Raw genomic sequence first — 17,884 nt, 5'->3', positions numbered from 1 at the left:
TTCAAACACATCTTTACGATACACCTTATTGTATATTATATAAAGGCGAAAACCTGATATACACTGAAAACTTCCTTTTAAAACTGGTTTTTATACCAGCAAAATATTACTCAAGCTAATAAATCTTATACTGCTGAAAGATCTCAGACAAAATCCAACACATTACACTAGTTGTTCACTAAATTAAGGTATTTCATTTAACCAAGGCTGTATACTGAATAAAAAAACTAGATTAAATAGAAAAGTTATCAATAAACTATACTTTTACAAAAAAAAAGAAATCTGATTTATTATATCTACTCCACCACAATTTATCAATCTGTTTTTTCACCGTCATCAATATTTTTATCAGACTTGGCAAAGAATAAATAATACATTGTAGCAAACATAAGTCCTAATGAAATACCAACTGCCAGTTTATCCATAATTGTACCCAGAACTATACCACAAAGCATTCCCGTTATTACACATAGTGAATAACTTGCTTTTCTATTTTTCTCTTCTTTCATTATAATCACACTATAAATTAGTATTTATACAGACAACACACAACAAGGGAACCAAATCTCTAAAAAATTTAGCAGAGAGTACGCATATCTTGATATCAGACAAGTTCAAAGCAATAATATCGTTAACATACTCATATGTAAAATTAGCAACATTTCTGGATCTATACAAACCAGCAGCTAATAATGCAGTCAACGAGCCTGAAAATATTCCAAAAAGAATTGCTGCACTGAAGCAAAGGATCCGAAGGATTTTGGGTCCATGGGTCCACATTTTTCCTTATGGACCCTATTCCATACAAAAAGTTATAAACAGATCTTCGACAAGAGCAAAACACTCTATCAATCAATTATTTATAAATATATTATTTACACATCCTCACTTTCCTGTCAAATTCTTCTTTCCCCAATAAATCGTCAGATATTGCTTCAATTTACCTGTTTTTCACAAACAGATTCAAAAGAAGGCTACAAATCAGGAAAAATCTTGTCATTTCAGCAACAAAAACAGCTTATTCTCCCTGATATTTACCGGATAATGGGTCCATTAGAGAAAATGTGGACCCATGGACCCTAAGAATAAGACCAGAGCATATTCTATGACCGATTCGTGCTGAAATTACACATAAGAATCAGAAGAAAGAGCGAAAATCCCAAGGTTCAGCAAACAAAAAGTAAAAAAAGCATATAAAACTTCAGCACACTTCCATCTGGAAGCATGCTGAAGCGATTGATACAAAACTTAAGATAACATTTTCAACATAAACCTCTACTACATTCACATGTAATTCAATTCTTCCCGTTTATGTTTACCCCAATTATATGTATAAAATCTAAAAACAGATTCATTCAGTCTTTATATATTTCCAGACCAATGCACTCAATGCACCACCCAAGAGCGGAGCCACGATAAAGAGCCACAATTGCTCCATAGCCTGACCACCTTCCATCAAGGCCGGTCCGATACTGCGGGCAGGATTCACGGAAGTTCCCGTAATAGGGATACAAACAATATGAATCAGCACAAGAGTCAGACCAATAGCCAGACCCGCGAAATTACCGGCACCTTTCTTTTCGTCAGTCGTTCCCAATACGACCAAAACAAAGATAAAGGTAAAGACCAGCTCCGCAATAAAAGCCTGCATCATGCAATCAGGAGCAAACGTATTGGATCCCGTCGTTGTCGGCCCTCCATGAGTTCCTGTAGAAACCAAAAGAGAAAGCAGCAAGGAGCCAAGAATAGCTCCGACAACCTGGAACAACATATACATCATCGCTCTTTTCGGTTTCATGCCTCCCGAAAGCCAGACTCCCAAAGTAATGGCCGGATTGATATGGCAACCCGAAATATTTCCAATCGTGTAAGCCATGGCAACCACCGCCAGTCCAAAGGCCAAAGCAACTCCAAGTGTTCCAACACCGGCACCTACCGTGCCCGCAACACTTCCCGCAAAGACTGCACTACCGCAACCCATCAATACCAGAATCATTGTTCCGATAAGTTCTGCTACATACTTTTTCATAATCGTCGCTTTTAAAATTAACTATTCTTCCAAGCTCAAAATATGACGATCCATACTTTTGTGATATTCATACATAGCTTACAAGTCATCATATTTTGATGCCTTCCTTTGCAAGTTTAATGAAAATTTTCCGCATTTCCAAATAAAAAGAAAGTCCAACCTCCATTCCAGCCTAATTTTTCCACAAATTAGGCCACGTATGATCATCCTTTGGCCTTCTTTCAAAAGAATGGTTCACGAATTGTCTTAAAAAAATACATTTTTACTCCCAAACCATCAGTATATCCTTATTTTTAATTAAGTTTGTCATCAAATAACCCTAAACCAATTAAAAAACAAAAGAACATGAAAAAAACAGGAATTATCGTTATTGCAGTAGTTGTCCTTTTAGCCATATTCTGCATTTCCTCTTATAATTCAATGGTGTCACAGGATGAAGCCGTAGGTACAGCCTGGAGTAACGTAGAAAACCAATATCAAAGACGTGCGGATCTGATCCCGAATCTGGTCAATACCGTGAAAGGATATGCCGCACACGAAAAAGAAACTTTTGATGCCGTCGTTTCCGCACGCGCCAAAGCCACTCAGACCACCGTCAGCATTGACGATCTGACTCCGGAAAAGATGGCCGCCTACCAGCGTGCACAGGGAGAGATCGGAAGCGCTTTGAGCCGTCTGCTTGCCGTGACGGAAAACTATCCGGAACTGAAAGCCAATGAAAACTTCCAGACCTTGCAGGCACAGCTTGAAGGTACTGAAAACCGTATCAGCGTAGAACGCCGCAAGTTCAATGAAGTTGCCAAGGCTTACAACACCAGCATCCGCCGCTTCCCGCGCAACATTCTGGCCGGCATGTTCGGTTTCGAAAAGCGTCCTTACTTCGAAGCACAGGAAGGTGCAGAAAAAGCTCCGGAAGTCAAGTTCTGAAAAACGGTATGAAACGAATTGCTTTATCTCTCCTGCTTTTCCTGGGATGGTGTGCAGTCATGCAGACCGAGGCCCGGGAATACAAGGTTGAAGACATTCCGCTCGTTCATCTGCAAGACCGGACACGCTATGTAAGCAATCCGGACGGAATCCTCTCCAACGATGCCGTAGCTGTTATGGATACGATCCTTTACGGCCTGGAACGCGAGACAGGCATACAGACCCTGGTCGTTGCCGTGGAACAGATTGAAGGAGGAGACTGCTTCGACTTTGCCTATCAGCTGGGCAGCAAGAACGGAGTGGGAGAAAAAGGAAAAGACAACGGACTGGTCATCCTGCTGGTAACCGGAGAACGGTGCATCCAGTTTGCTACCGGCTACGGACTGGAAGGAGATCTTCCCGACGCTATCTGCAAACGAATACAGCAGCGTTACATGAACAAGGCTTTCAGCCAGGGAAAGTGGGATGAAGGCATGGTAGCCGGCATTCAGGCCGTACGCCGGCAGCTGAACCATACGGAACGGATTGCCGGTCCCGGCAAACAGGCAGAAGGAGGAGACGGTCTGCTCGTTGCCATTCTGCTGATCTGTTTCGTCGGAGTTCCTTTCCTTTTATGGTACACCGTCCGTCAACGCACGAAATGTCCCAACTGCCACAAGCATACGCTGAAACAATTATCCGTACGGACTATTGCACGCATCGGAAATACCCGTACCGAAGAGGTAGTCTACCGCTGCAGCAACTGCGGATACACTCACCGGCGTCAGCGCAAGGTGAAAGAACAGGATGACTTCCACGACCGTGGAGGAAACGGAGGCCCGTTCATGGGAGGTCCTTTCATGGGAGGCGGTTTCGGTTCCGGCGGCGGAGGCGGATTCGGAGGAGGAAGCTTCGGCGGCGGCAGTTTCGGAGGTGGAGGAGCCGGCAGCAAATTCTGACCGGAAGTCCCCTGCCCTATTTATTCAATAACTCTAAAAACAGAAAACAACAGGTATGTTCAACAATACATTTGGAAACATTTTCCGTCTGACCAGCTTCGGCGAATCACACGGGAAAGCCATCGGAGGAGTGATTGACGGCTTTCCGGCCGGAATTCCGATCGACATGGACTTTATCCAGCAGGAATTAAACCGCAGACGTCCCGGACAGTCGGCTCTGACAACGGCACGTAAGGAAGCGGATGCCGTAGAATTCCTCTCCGGTATCTATGACGGAGTTTCTACGGGATGCCCCATCGGTTTTGCCGTATGGAACACCAACCAGCACTCCAGCGATTACGACAATATGAAAGATGTGTACCGCCCCTCGCATGCTGACTACACCTACACCCGGAAATACGGACTGCGGGATCATCGCGGAGGCGGACGTTCATCGGCACGCGAAACCATTGCGCGTGTCGTAGCCGGTGCACTGGCCAAGCTGGCACTGAAACAGCTCGGCATCACCGTCACGGCCTTTACAGCACAGGTCGGTGCATACAAGCTGGACAAGGATTATACCCAGTATGACCTGAGCCGCATCGAGGAGAATCCGGTGCGCTGTCCGGACAGGAACTGGCCAAAGAAATGGCAGACTATATCTATCGGATCAAAGGCGAAGGTGATACCATCGGAGGAGTCATCGGCTGTGTCATCAAAGGATGCCCCACGGGACTGGGACAACCGGTCTTCGGGAAACTTCATGCCGCCCTGGGCAATGCCATGCTGAGCATCAATGCCGTCAAGGGTTTCGAATACGGACAAGGGTTCGGCAGCATGGAACTCAAGGGAAGCCAGCAGAATGACCTGTTCTTCAACGATAACGGAAAGATCAATGTACACACCAACCGTTCAGGAGGAATCCAGGGAGGAATCAGCAACGGACAGGATATCTATTTCCGGGTAGCCTTCAAGCCCGTGGCAACCGTCCTCATGGAACAGCCCACAGTGGACATTCATGGCAATGACACCATCCTGAAAGCCCGCGGACGTCACGATCCCTGCGTACTTCCCAGAGCCGTACCCATCGTGGAAGCCATGGCAGCCATGACCATTCTCGACTATTATTTACTGAACAAAACCACCCGACTTTAATCAATCATTCAGCACTATGGACATCAAACAATACATTGAAAAAAACGAGACCCGCTTTCTGGACGAACTTTTCAGTCTGATCCGCATCCCCAGCATCAGTGCTCTTCCCCAGCATAAAGACGACATGCTGGCCTGCGCGGAACGCTGGAAACAACTGCTGCTCGAAGCGGGAGCTGACGAAGCCCACATAATGCCTTCGCAGGGAAATCCGCTGGTTTATGCCGAAAAGCGCGTGAACCCCGAAGCACCCACCGTACTGGTTTACGCCCACTATGACGTCATGCCGGCCGAACCGCTGGAGTTATGGAAAAGCCAGCCGTTCGAACCCGAAGTAAGAGACGGGCGCATCTGGGCCCGCGGAGCCGACGACGACAAGGGACAGGCCATGATCCAGGCCAAGGCTTTTGAATACATGGTCCGCGAAGGCCTGCTCCGTCACAATGTCAAGTTTATCTTCGAAGGAGAAGAAGAAATCGGATCACCCAGCCTGAATGCCTTCCTGAAAGAACACAAGGAACTGCTGAAGGCAGATGTCATCCTCGTATCGGACACCAGCATGCTGGGTGCTGACCTGCCCTCGCTGACTACAGGCCTGCGCGGTCTTGCATACTGGGAAATTGAGGTAACCGGACCGAACCGGGACTTGCATTCGGGACATTTCGGCGGTGCCGTAGCCAACCCCATCAATACCCTTTGCGAAATGCTGGCCAAAGTGATCGACGAAAACGGACGGATCACCATTCCTCATTTCTACGACGATGTAGAAGAAGTGTCTCCGGCTGAACGCGACATGATCGCCCACATTCCTTTTGATGAAAAGAAATACATGGAAGCCATCGGTATCAAGGCACTGAAAGGAGAAAAGGGATATTCCACTCTGGAGCGCAACAGCTGCCGTCCTTCATTCGATGTATGCGGCATCTGGGGAGGATATACCGGCGAAGGATCGAAGACGGTCCTGCCTTCAAAGGCTTATGCAAAGGTGTCCTGCCGACTGGTTCCTCACCAGAACCACGAAACGATTTCACGGCTCTTTGTCGAATACCTGGAATCCACCGCGCCCGATTATGTACAGGTGAAAGTAACTCCCATGCACGGAGGCGAAGGCTATGTCTGCCCCATCACATTGCCTGCTTACCAGGCTGCTGAGAAGGGATTCACCGTGGCTTTCGGCAAACGTCCGCTCGCCGTACGCCGCGGAGGAAGTATCCCCATCATCAGCGACTTCGAGCAGGTTCTGGGCATCAAGACCGTCCTGATGGGATTCGGACTGGAAAGCGATGCCATTCATTCGCCGAACGAAAACTTCTCACTCGACATCTTCCGCAAAGGAATTGAAGCAGTGGTTGAATTCCACAAAGAATTCGGCAAACAAGCATAAGAAAACATTCAGAAACACCCCGTCCGCTCCATGTCTGCACCCTCTGCCAGCATGGAGCAGACAAGGGCGTTGCAACGACCGCACAATACCTTCGCATTGACTGGTCAATGCAAAAAAAACGACCGCACAATCCGGCCTCAACGACCGCACAATCCGGCTCCAACGACCGCACGATCCGACTCCAACGACCGCACGATTAAGCCGCATCGTCTGCACCCTTCCAGAAGGATCTCCAGACGGCTTTTTCCCATCCCCTTCCACAAAGATCGCCAGACAAAAGCCAGAATGCTACGGGCTTTTTAAAAAACGTTTCGGCCTTTAAGAGAAAACATTTCGACGTATGAAACAAAACGTTTCGGCGTTTCCGGAAGTCTCCGCCAGAAGGATACAGATGACAAAAAACAATACTTTTCTCAAAAAAAGAAGCATTTTATTTGGAATCTTATTTTTTCTTTCTACATTTGCGGCAAGAAACAAACAAAACATTCTTTTATGAAAACAACAATGGTAAATACATTCTTCTGGTGGCGCCACTTACAACCCCTAAGGTCGTAAGAGGAACCCAGCCGTGTGTAGATACCTGACTGACGAAATAAGCAGAAAGAGATTAACGAAGCGGGCTGTCGTACTTACGACAGCCCGCTTTTTTTATTCCCCGATTCTAAATCAAAAAAACAATAAACAATGAAAACGTATCAAGTAAACGATGAAGGCTTTTACGGAAACTTCGGCGGAGCATACATCCCCGAAATTCTTTACCAGTGTGTGGAACAATTGAAAGACAACTACCGGAAGGTGCTGGACAGTGACGATTTCCGTCAGGAATTCCACAGCCTGTTGCGCGACTATGTAGGCCGTCCTTCTCCCCTCTATCTGGCCAAACGTCTCTCGGAGCGCTACGGATGCCGCATTTATCTGAAGCGGGAAGACCTGAATCATACAGGTGCCCATAAGATCAACAATGCCATCGGACAGGTACTTCTGGCACGTCGGATGGGAAAGAAACGCATCATCGCCGAAACCGGAGCCGGCCAGCATGGAGTAGCTACCGCTACGGTCTGTGCGCTCATGGGTATGGAATGTGTGGTCTACATGGGTAAAACCGATGTGGAACGCCAGCGAGTGAATGTCGAACGCATGAAGATGCTCGGCGCAAGAGTGGAAGCAGTTACTTCAGGAAACATGACACTGAAGGATGCCACCAACGAGGCCATCCGCGACTGGTGCTGCCATCCGTCGGATACTTACTACGTCATCGGTTCCACGGTCGGCCCTCATCCCTATCCCGACATGGTAGCCCGTCTGCAGTCAGTCATCAGCGAGGAAATCAAGAAACAGCTCATGGAACACGAAGGACGTGACTATCCCGACTACCTCATGGCCTGCATAGGCGGAGGAAGCAACGCGGCAGGTACCATCTATCATTACCTTGATGACGAACGCGTGAAAATTGTCCTGGCCGAAGCCGGAGGCAAAGGAGTGGAAACAGGCCTGTCGGCTGCCACCATCCAACTGGGCAAGCTGGGCATCATTCACGGATCCAAAACACTGGTCATGCAGGACGAAGACGGACAGATTCTGGAACCTTACTCCATTTCTGCCGGTCTGGACTATCCCGGAATCGGTCCCATGCATGCCAATCTGGCTTCCAGCCACCGTGCCACCGTACTGGCAGTCAACGATGACGAAGCCCTGCGTGCCGCCTTCGAACTGACCCGGCTGGAAGGAATCATTCCGGCCCTGGAGTCAGCCCATGCACTCGGTGCACTCGGAAAGATCCGTTTCCGCCCGGATGACCTGGTAGTACTCACCGTCTCCGGAAGAGGCGACAAGGACATCGACACTTATCTGAAATACCTGGACGAATATACAACACGCTAATCCCTGACTCAACAATGAAAACATTTACTTATACCACCCGCCACAAGATACTGCCCGGCGACCTGCACACTCCCGTCAGCACGTACCTGAAGATGCGCGACCTGTTTCCGCAAAGCATCCTGCTGGAAAGCTCCGACTATCACGGAGTGGAAAACAACCGTTCGTTCATCGGTCTGAACCCCATTGCAAGCTTCTCGGTCAATCACGGAACCGTAACCACCGTGTTTCCCGACAAAAGCCGCGAAGAGGAAGCCTTGAGTGCAGAATTCCGGGTGGAAGATGCCTTCCGGAAATTCCTCGGGCGCTTCCGCGTGGAAGGCGAATACGCCCGTTACGGCGGTGTCTACGGATACACGACATTCAATGCCATCCGCTACTTTGAACAGATTCCGGTGAAAGACAGCCGCGACCCGAAGAACGATGCGCCCGAAATCCTCTACATCCTCTACAAGTATCTGATCGTGTTCAATGATTTCAAAAGCGAGATGGTACTTGTGGAATTTCAGGGAAACGGAGAACCGAGCCACATCGAGGAAATCGAAAAGGCGGTCAACAACCGCAACTATACCACGTATGCCTTCCGTGCCGTAGGCGAAACCACCAGTACCCTGACCGACGAAGAACACAAGGCGAATATCCGCAAGGGAATTGCCCATTGCCTGCGGGGAGATGTATTCCAGATCGTACTTTCCCGCCGGTTCATCCAGCGTTACGAAGGAGACGACTTCACTCTTTACCGGGCATTGCGGAGCATCAACCCGTCGCCTTACCTGTTCTATTTTGACTTCGGGGGCTTCCGCATCTTCGGTTCCTCTCCTGAAACCCACTGCAAGATCGAGGATGGAAAAGCGACGATCGACCCCATTGCCGGAACAACCCGCCGGAGCGGAGACAAAAAGACTGATGAAGCTCTGACCACTGCCCTGCTGACTGATCCGAAAGAAAACGCCGAGCACGTAATGCTGGTCGATCTGGCCTGCAACGACCTGAGCCGGAACTGCCACGACACCCATGTGGAATTCTACAAGGAACCGCAATATTACAGTCACGTCATCCACCTGGTGAGCCGGGTAAGCGGTACCCTCGATCCGGGAACCAACCCGATCAAGGCATTTATCGACACCTTCCCCGCAGGCACCCTGAGCGGAGCCCCGAAAGTCAAGGCCATGCAGCTCATCAGTGAAATCGAGCCGCATAACCGCGGAGCCTACGGCGGATGCATCGGCTTTATCGGACTGAACGGCGAACTCAACCAGGCCATCACCATCCGGACCTTCGTGAGCCGGAACAACGAACTCTGGTTCCAGGCCGGTGGAGGCATCGTAGCCAAAAGTGATGAGAACAACGAACTGCAAGAAGTAAACAACAAGCTGGGAGCACTGAAAAAAGCAATCCTTCTGGCTGAAACAAGATAAAGAAGCCTTATGAAAATAGCCATCATTGATAATTACGACTCATTCGTCTACAACCTGAGCCATCTGGTCAAAGAACTGGGGGCCGAAGTCAGTGTCCTGCGTAACGACCAGTTCCGTATGGAAGAACTCGAAGCATTCGATAAGATTCTGCTCTCTCCGGGTCCCGGCGTTCCGGAAGAAGCCGGTCTGCTGCTCGATGTCATCCGTACATATGCGGGCAAGAAACCGATTCTGGGTGTCTGCCTGGGCGAACAGGCCATCGGTGAAGTCTACGGAGCACAGCTCAGCAACCTGGACACCGTGTTCCACGGCATCCAGAGTCCTGTCACGGTGTCCGTCCCCGATTATCTTTTTGAAGGACTTCCCCAACGCTTTCCCGTAGGCAGATATCACTCATGGGTAGTCGACCGGAAAGACCTGCCCGACTGTCTGGAAGTGACTGCCACCAGCGACGAAGGCTACATCATGGCCCTTCGCCACCAGACCCTCGATGTGCGGGGAGTGCAGTTTCATCCGGAGTCCGTACTGACTCCCGACGGAAAACAGCTGATCGGCAACTGGCTCCGTCACTGAATTCTCCAGCAACTTTGTCCAACAAACCCTGAAATAGAAAATACAAAATGAAACAGATACTGAAAAGAATATTCAACCATGAGAAACTGAGCCGCGAAGAAGCCTGTTCCCTCATGCGAAACATGGTGGGAGGTTCCATCAACGACGCACAGACAGCCGCCCTGCTCGCCGCCTTCCAGATGCGGGGAGTAACGGTAGACGAGCTGATCGGTTTCCGCGATGCCCTCCTTCAGACCCGCGTTCCCGTCAGCTTGCAGGAATTCCAGCCGATTGACATTGTCGGAACCGGAGGAGACGGAAAGAATACCTTCAACATCTCAACCTGTGCCTGCTTTGTCGTTGCCGGAGCCGGATACCACGTAGCCAAGCACGGCAACTACGGAGCAACTTCCGTCAGCGGAGCCAGCAACGTCATGGAGCAATACGGCGTCAGGTTTACCAATGAAACGGACAAGCTGAAACGTTCGATGGAAGAATGCGGAATGACCTACCTGCACGCTCCCCTGTTCAATCCGGCCCTGAAAACCGTTGCTCCGGTACGGAAAGCCCTGGGCGTACGTACCCTGTTCAATTTGCTGGGCCCGCTTGTCAATCCCTGTCTCCCTTCGTTCCAGCTGCTGGGAGTGGCCGATCTTGCCCAGATGCGACTTTACACCAATACCCTCCAGCGCCTGGGCATCCGCTTTGCCGTAGTCAACAACCTCGACGGCTATGATGAAATTTCGCTGACGGACGAGTTTAAGGTCATGACCAACCGCTACGAAACCATCTACCGTCCTTCGGAACTGGGCTTTTCCATCGCCCGGCAGGAAGAACTGTACGGAGGCAGCACGCCCGAAGAAGCCGCACGCATCTTCGGGAACGTTCTCCAGAACAAGGCAACCCGTGCCCAGACAGACTGCGTACTGATCAATGCCTCGTTTGCCATTCAGGCCATGAAGCCCGCCAGCTCCATCGAAGCCTGCGTCGCCGAGGCCCGTGAATCGCTTGAAAGCGGAAAAGCATTCCATTCCTTCCGCCGTTTTCTTGAACTGAACCGATAAATACCCTGACACATGGAAAAAGACATACTGCAAGATATCATTGCCCAGAAGCGAGAGGAAGTGGCCCGCCAGCAGGAGGCCGTCTCGCTCGACCAGCTGATCCGGCTGACGGAAAACCTGCCTGAAGGCCGAAGCATGAAACAGGCTCTGGCCGCTTCCCCTCACGGCATCATTGCCGAATTCAAACGCCATTCTCCTTCCAAAGGATGGATTCATCAGGAAGCCGATTCCGCCGTTATCCCGCCTGCATACGAAAAAGCAGGAGCTGCAGCACTCTCCATTCTGACAGACACTCCTTTCTTCAAGGGCAGTCTGAAGGATATACGCACGGCCAGACCGCTGGTACAGCTTCCCATCCTGAGAAAGGATTTCATCATCAGTCCCTATCAGATTTATCAGGCAAAGGCGGTACAGGCAGATGCCATTCTGCTCATCGCAGCCGCACTGACTCCGGCCGAATGCCGTACCCTGGCACACACGGCCCACGAACTTCACCTGGAAGTGCTGATGGAAATCCATCATGAACGGGAACTGGACTGCCTCAATGAAGACGTAGACATGGTGGGAGTCAATAACCGGAATCTCGGCACTTTCCATACAGATCCCGGAAATTCCTTCCGTCTGGCCAGTCTTTTACCTCACGATGTACTGAAAGTTTCCGAAAGCGGCCTGTCCAGTCCGGCCCTTCTTCGGGAGCTGCGGGACGCCGGATTCCGGGGATTTCTGATCGGAGAGACCTTTATGCGGACCTATAACCCGGGACGTGCCTTGTCTGACTTCATTCAAAGTCTGAAGTTATGATCGTCAAGGTATGCGGCATGCGGCTGGCTTCCAATATCCGGGAAGCCGAGACAAGCGGAGCAGACTGGATGGGATTTATCTTCTATGAACGCTCTCCGCGATTTGTCGGAACTCTCCCGGAATATCTGCCGCAGCATCTCCAGAGAGTAGGTGTATTCGTTAACTCCGATTACTCCTATATAATAAATAAGGTATGCCAGTTCAGACTGGACTATGTACAGCTCCACGGACAGGAAAGCCCGGAACTGTGCCGCTCCCTGCATCAGGCCGGAGCAGGCGTCATCAAAGCTTTTGCTCTCCGCGAGCCGGATGACCTGAAACAGACTGCCTTGTATGCACCTTACTGCGACTGGTTTCTGTTCGACACTCCTTCCGATGCTTACGGAGGATCCGGAAAACGTTTCGACTGGAAACTGCTGGACAGTTATGAAGGTCCGCTTCCTTTCCTGCTCAGCGGAGGACTTTCTCCGGAAAGTATCGAAAGTCTGAGCCGTTTCCGGAATCCCTGGTGGCAGGGAATCGACCTGAACAGCGGCTTTGAACTCCACCCGGGAGAGAAAGACATCCCCCGGCTGAAAACGTTTATCAACCTTTTTAAAACACTTGACTTATGAACCGTATCAATCAATTATTCAGCAACAATCCCCGCAATCTCCTGTCTATTTACTTCTGTGCCGGCAGTCCCTCTCTGGAAGGTACAGCCGAAGTCATCCGTACTCTGGAACAGAAAGGTGTCCAGATGGTAGAAATAGGAATCCCGTTCAGTGACCCGATGGCCGACGGTCCGGTTATCCAGCAGGCCGCAACCAAGGCCCTTCACAACGGAATGACCCTGAAAAAACTCTTCAGCCAACTGGCCGATATCCGCAGCCAGGTCACTATTCCGCTGATACTGATGGGATATCTGAACCCCATCATGCAATACGGTTTCGAGAACTTCTGCCGGAGCTGCCGGGAATGCGGCATTGACGGAATGATCATTCCAGACCTTCCTTTCAAGGATTACCAGGCAGAATTCCGTCCCGTTGCCGAGAAGTATGGCCTCAAGATCATCATGCTGATCACTCCGGAAACCAGTGAAGAACGTATCCGGCTGATAGACCAGTACACGGACGGATTCATTTACATGGTCTCTTCTACAGCCGTAACGGGAGCCCAGCATGACTTCAACGAGCAAAAACAGGCTTATTTCCAGAAGATCGAAACCATGCAACTGAGAAACCCGCGCATGATCGGTTTCGGCATTTCCAACCGCCAGACATTCGAAACGGCAGCAGCCCATGCTTCAGGATGTATCATCGGAAGCAAGTTTGTCGCCCTTCTCGATGAAGCCCGGGGAAATGCAGAAGAAGCCGCCGAACGGCTGATGGAAGCCCTCCAAAGTTGAACCATCCATAAAGAGAAGTCTAAATAACGACATTTTGTCAAAATACAGGCGGAAGGTTTTTAGTTCACCGGTATTTTTAGTATCTTTGTGCTCAAAATAGAGTTAAAAAGAATATGATAAAGCCAGATTATCCTTCCGTGCTGCTGATTTATACCGGAGGAACTATCGGTATGATTGAGAATCCTGAGACCGGAGCACTGGAAGCGTTCAACTTCGACCAACTGCAAGAAAACGTTCCGGAGTTGAAACGCTTCAACTATCGCATCTCTTCGTATCAGTTTAATCCACCTATCGATTCTTCCGATATGGAGCCTACTCTTTGGGCCAAGCTTGTAAAGATCATTCACTATAATTACAACAACTTTGACGGCTTTGTCATTCTTCACGGAACGGACACCATGGCCTACACTGCTTCTGCCCTCAGCTTTATGCTGGAAAACTTAAGCAAGCCGGTCATCCTGACAGGAAGCCAGCTCCCCATTGGTGTGCTCCGGACTGACGGTAAGGAAAACCTGATCACCTCCATTGAAATAGCTGCAGCCAAACATCCTGACGGAACAGCTATCGTTCCGGAAGTCTGCATCTTCTTCGAGAACCATCTGCTGAGAGGAAACCGGACAACCAAAATCAACGCTGAAAACTTTAATGCTTTCCGTTCTTACAATTATCCCACACTGGCTACGTCAGGAATACATATCAAATATGATTACGACCGGATCCGCAAGGCAGATCCGAAAACGCCGATGCATCCGCATTATGTATTTGATACCAATGTCGTTATTCTGACCATCTTCCCGGGCATCCAGGAAAACATTGTCAAGACTGTCCTGAACACTCCTGGCCTGCGGGCTGTTGTCCTGAAAACTTACGGATCAGGAAATGCGCCTCAAAAGCCCTGGTTTATTCAGCTGCTGAAAGAAGCAACTCAGCGCGGCATTGTGATTGTCAATATTTCCCAGTGTTCTACCGGTATGGTTGAAATGGCACGCTATGAAACCGGACTCCACCTGCTTGATGCCGGTGTTATCAGCGGTTATGATGCAACGGTAGAAAGCGTTTTGACCAAACTGATGTTCCTGCTTGGACACGGACTTTCTCCACGCGAAGTACGGAACGAAATGAGCCGTTCCATAGCCGGAGAATTTACCCGCCCCGAATTGTAACAGGATTGTAATATCTATTTCACAAGAGCGAAATAAAATAGCGTCACCTTTGCACAAAACAGAGAAATGACTTTATTTTGTAAAAACAAAAAACAAACGCTATGAACGATTATCGGATTTTGGTCGTAGATGACGAAGAAGACTTGTGTGAGATTCTGAAGTTCAATCTTGAAATGGAAGGTTATCAGGTGGATACTGCCAATTCAGCTGAAGAAGCTCTCAAACTGGATCTGCCTTCTTACAATCTGTTGCTTCTGGATGTGATGATGGGAGAGATTTCCGGATTCAAAATGGCCAGCATGATGAAGAAAAATAAAGATACCGCCGGAATCCCCATTATCTTCATAACAGCCAAGGATACAGAAAACGATACCATCACAGGATTTAATCTGGGAGCGGACGATTACATTTCCAAACCATTCTCATTGCGTGAAGTGATCATGCGTGTAAAAGCTGTACTCCGCCGTACCGCCAACGTGCAGACACGGGAACAGGAACAGTTGCAATACCGGGATCTGGTGATTGATATTCCCAAAAAGAAGGTCACCATCAGTGGAGAAGAAATATCCCTTACCAAAAAGGAATTCGAAATTCTGCTTCTTCTGCTGCAGAACCAGGGACGTGTGTTTTCCCGCGAAGACATACTGGCCAAGGTATGGCATGATGAAGTGTATGTGCTCGACCGTACAATTGATGTAAACATTACCCGCCTGCGCAAAAAAATAGGAAACTACGGAAAATATATAGTTACCCGTCTGGGCTACGGATATTGTTTCGAATGTGAATAAATCCATCCCGGCCATGACTAGACTGTCCTCTCATTTTATTTCTTTCAGCCAGAAGATGTTCTTTTCCGTGATAGTACTCTTTCTGGCTTTTGCTGCATGCTTCATGCTCTTTCAGTATCAGCGTGAAAAGGCCTATAAAAGTGAACTGCTGAACATTCAGCTTCAAAGCTACAACGATCAGCTGTACGACTTTATCTATGATCATAAGGGAATCAATCTTGACTCCATGCAAAATTATGTTGCAACCCACATGATTCCCAACCTGAGAGTAACGCTGATTACTCCTTCAGGAAAAGTCATCTACGACAATACGGACAAGAACTGGATAAACTTCAAAAACCACTCAACGCGGAAAGAAGTCCAGGAAGCCCTGATGTACAAAAGCGGATATTCCATCAGCAGACGCTCTGAAAGTCTAAACGGAGAGGAGTATTTTTATTCTGCCAAATATTATGCACCCTACCGGCTGATCATACGGTCGGCTCTCCCCTACAACATCAGCTTAAGCCAGTATCTGCAGGCCGACTCCAACTATATCTGGTTTACCATAACCATCAGTCTGATACTGGCCTTTTTCTTCTACCGATTCACCCACCGGCTGGGGATGTCTATCACTAATCTTCAGCAGTTTGCCATGAAAGCCGACCGTAACGAGCCTATAGATACAGATATGCTTCAAGCTTTCCCCAAAAATGAATTGGGAGAGATTTCCCAGCACATTATCCAGATCTACAAGCGCTTGCACAGAGCCAAGGAAGCCCTTTACATTGAACGTGAAAAGCTGATATCACATCTTCAGACTTCTCATGAAGGACTCGGTGTATTCACTAAAGAGCATAAGGAAATTCTGGTAAACAACCTGTTTACCCAATATATCAATAATATATCTGACTGTAACCTGGGATCAACGGATGAAATATTCACCATTCCGGAACTGAAGCCCATCACCGACTTCCTGAAACGGAACGAAGGAAATTACAGCAAGGAAGAGAAATGTCTGTCACTGCATGTCAATAAAAACGCAAGATCCTTTCAAGTTGAATGCATCATTTTCCAGGACTTGTCGTTTGAAATATCCATCAATGACGTTACTCAGGAAGAGGAACAGGCCAGACTCAAACGCCAGCTGACCCAGAACATCGCTCACGAACTGAAAACTCCTGTCAGCAGTATTCAGGGATATCTGGAAACAATTATCAGCAATCCCGATATTCCGGCTGAGAGCATGAAAATGTTTCTCCAAAGAAGCTATGCGCAAAGCAACCGCCTGACCTTGCTTCTTCGGGATATTTCCGTACTGACACGAATGGATGAAGCTCCCGGCATGATGGAAAAAGAACGTGTCGACATCAGCCGCATTGTAGGAAGCATACTGAATGAAGTTGCCCTGGGACTGGAAGAAAAGAAGATCCGTGCAGTCAATCTACTGCCACCGACACTCATGCTGACCGGAAACAATTCGCTGCTTTATTCCATATTCCGTAACCTGATAGACAATGCCATCGCTTATGCAGGATCCAATATCCAAATCACGATCAACTGCTTCAGGGAAGATGAAAAATTCTATTATTTCAGCTTCTCCGATACAGGAATCGGCGTACCGGAAGAACATCTGAACCGCTTGTTCGAACGTTTTTACCGTGTAGACAAAGGACGGTCGCGCAAACTTGGAGGTACGGGTCTGGGACTGGCAATTGTCAAAAACGCCGTTCTGTTCCACGGAGGAATCATTTTTGCCAAGAATGCACCAGGCGGAGGACTTGAATTTGTCTTTACTTTACAAAAAGGCTAAACAATTAGCCGCATAAAGCCAGCCGGCATCTTTCCTTTCTTCGTTCAGGTAAAGATGCCGGTTGTTTTTGTTAACCTCCAGCACATTTTTTTGTCTTTTTTTCCAATAGGCACAACATTAATCCAGTAAATCTGACCATAAAAAGCCATATTGTTAACTACGCAACCTTTTCAAATGAAACAATCACAAATGTAATATAACCATTTCATTGACAAGAAAATACAAATGTAACGAAAATTTATTTTCCGTTTTTACAAGCTATTTATTTCAAAAAAAAGGATTTGGTCTGAAATAAAGAGTATCTTTGCGAACAAACAATATTCAAATAAGTTGACCATGAAAGAAAGCCTGACGGATATTAAGCTATTAATAAATGAAGGAAATGTTTCAACAGCCATTGACCTTTTAAATCAACTAATAGCCCAAGATTCCACAAAAGCCGAAGTCTATTACCTGTTAGGAAACGCCTACCGCAAACAAGGAAACTGGCAAGGAGCCTTGAACAACTATCAAGAAGCCATTGATCTGGATCCGGAAAGTCCGGCAAACGAAGCAAAAAATATGGTCCTGGACATTTTGAATTTCTATAACAAAGACATGTTTAACCAATAAAACAATAAAAATACGTAGAT

At 48.3% G+C, this 17,884-nt stretch carries 16 protein-coding genes and 1 pseudogene; 15 read left to right on the top strand and 2 right to left on the bottom strand.

What is annotated here, in order from left to right:
• Positions 1-314: 314 nt before the first annotated feature.
• Together BACCOPRO_RS13025 and BACCOPRO_RS13015 are read right to left on the bottom strand one after the other, a co-directional pair.
• On the bottom strand, positions 315-509 hold the full coding sequence (locus tag BACCOPRO_RS13025) for a hypothetical protein (RefSeq protein ID WP_008144414.1): 195 nt from the start codon (positions 507-509) through the stop codon (positions 315-317).
• An 842-nt stretch (positions 510-1,351) separates the two neighbouring features.
• The gene (locus BACCOPRO_RS13015; RefSeq protein WP_008144410.1) at positions 1,352-2,029 is read right to left on the bottom strand and encodes an MIP family channel protein; all 678 of its coding nucleotides are present in this window, start codon (positions 2,027-2,029) and stop codon (positions 1,352-1,354) included.
• A 345-nt stretch (positions 2,030-2,374) separates the two neighbouring features.
• Between BACCOPRO_RS13015 and BACCOPRO_RS13010 the strand changes: the two genes are divergently transcribed.
• The 15 genes and pseudogenes from BACCOPRO_RS13010 to BACCOPRO_RS12940 all read left to right on the top strand — a co-directional run bounded on the left by BACCOPRO_RS13010 (position 2,375) and on the right by BACCOPRO_RS12940 (position 17,864).
• Complete coding sequence (locus BACCOPRO_RS13010) at positions 2,375-2,956, top strand: LemA family protein (RefSeq protein WP_008144409.1); 582 nt, start codon at positions 2,375-2,377, stop codon at positions 2,954-2,956.
• An 8-nt stretch (positions 2,957-2,964) separates the two neighbouring features.
• Positions 2,965-3,894, top strand: coding sequence for a TPM domain-containing protein (locus BACCOPRO_RS13005; protein WP_008144407.1), 930 nt, complete (start codon positions 2,965-2,967; stop codon positions 3,892-3,894).
• 55 nt (positions 3,895-3,949) lie between these two features.
• Positions 3,950-5,028 (top strand): annotated as a pseudogene (gene aroC / locus BACCOPRO_RS13000) (chorismate synthase).
• Between the two features lie 16 nt (positions 5,029-5,044).
• Positions 5,045-6,409, top strand: a complete 1,365-nt coding sequence (locus tag BACCOPRO_RS12995; protein WP_008144402.1) for a dipeptidase — start codon at positions 5,045-5,047, stop codon at positions 6,407-6,409.
• A gap of 684 nt (positions 6,410-7,093) precedes the next feature.
• Positions 7,094-8,290, top strand: a complete 1,197-nt coding sequence (gene trpB / locus BACCOPRO_RS12990; RefSeq protein WP_008144396.1) for a tryptophan synthase subunit beta — start codon at positions 7,094-7,096, stop codon at positions 8,288-8,290.
• A gap of 14 nt (positions 8,291-8,304) precedes the next feature.
• Complete coding sequence (locus BACCOPRO_RS12985; RefSeq protein ID WP_040311500.1) at positions 8,305-9,705, top strand: anthranilate synthase component I family protein; 1,401 nt, start codon at positions 8,305-8,307, stop codon at positions 9,703-9,705.
• A 9-nt stretch (positions 9,706-9,714) separates the two neighbouring features.
• A complete protein-coding gene (locus BACCOPRO_RS12980) occupies positions 9,715-10,278 on the top strand; it encodes an anthranilate synthase component II (protein WP_008144391.1) in 564 nt (187 codons plus the stop codon).
• 47 nt (positions 10,279-10,325) lie between these two features.
• Complete coding sequence (gene trpD / locus BACCOPRO_RS12975; RefSeq protein ID WP_008144389.1) at positions 10,326-11,321, top strand: anthranilate phosphoribosyltransferase; 996 nt, start codon at positions 10,326-10,328, stop codon at positions 11,319-11,321.
• A gap of 12 nt (positions 11,322-11,333) precedes the next feature.
• Positions 11,334-12,122 carry an indole-3-glycerol phosphate synthase TrpC gene (gene trpC / locus BACCOPRO_RS12970; RefSeq protein ID WP_008144387.1) on the top strand — a complete coding sequence of 263 codons (789 nt, stop codon included), beginning with the start codon at positions 11,334-11,336 and terminating at the stop codon, positions 12,120-12,122.
• Positions 12,119-12,736 carry a phosphoribosylanthranilate isomerase gene (locus BACCOPRO_RS12965; protein WP_008144385.1) on the top strand — a complete coding sequence of 206 codons (618 nt, stop codon included), beginning with the start codon at positions 12,119-12,121 and terminating at the stop codon, positions 12,734-12,736. The genes trpC and BACCOPRO_RS12965 overlap by 4 nt, the downstream gene beginning before the upstream one ends.
• The gene (gene trpA, locus BACCOPRO_RS12960) at positions 12,733-13,509 is read left to right on the top strand and encodes a tryptophan synthase subunit alpha (protein WP_008144383.1); all 777 of its coding nucleotides are present in this window, start codon (positions 12,733-12,735) and stop codon (positions 13,507-13,509) included. Before BACCOPRO_RS12965 ends, trpA begins: the two co-directional genes overlap by 4 nt.
• A gap of 113 nt (positions 13,510-13,622) precedes the next feature.
• Positions 13,623-14,672, top strand: coding sequence for an asparaginase (locus tag BACCOPRO_RS12955; RefSeq protein ID WP_008144381.1), 1,050 nt, complete (start codon positions 13,623-13,625; stop codon positions 14,670-14,672).
• Positions 14,673-14,773: 101 nt separating this feature from the next.
• Positions 14,774-15,460 (top strand): two-component system response regulator PhoB, encoded by a 687-nt coding sequence (gene phoB / locus BACCOPRO_RS12950; protein ID WP_008144380.1) that lies wholly within the window; start codon positions 14,774-14,776, stop codon positions 15,458-15,460.
• 13 nt (positions 15,461-15,473) lie between these two features.
• Positions 15,474-17,252, top strand: coding sequence for a two-component system sensor histidine kinase PhoR (phoR, locus tag BACCOPRO_RS12945; RefSeq protein ID WP_022277559.1), 1,779 nt, complete (start codon positions 15,474-15,476; stop codon positions 17,250-17,252).
• Between the two features lie 336 nt (positions 17,253-17,588).
• Positions 17,589-17,864 (top strand): tetratricopeptide repeat protein, encoded by a 276-nt coding sequence (locus tag BACCOPRO_RS12940; protein WP_008144377.1) that lies wholly within the window; start codon positions 17,589-17,591, stop codon positions 17,862-17,864.
• Positions 17,865-17,884 lie beyond the last annotated feature (20 nt).

Origin of the sequence: Phocaeicola coprophilus DSM 18228 = JCM 13818, from assembly GCF_000157915.1 — a bacterium.
GTDB classification, from domain to species: domain Bacteria; phylum Bacteroidota; class Bacteroidia; order Bacteroidales; family Bacteroidaceae; genus Phocaeicola; species Phocaeicola coprophilus.
Note: the sequence above shows the minus strand (reverse complement) of the source record. Positions and strands in the feature narration are given on the sequence as shown.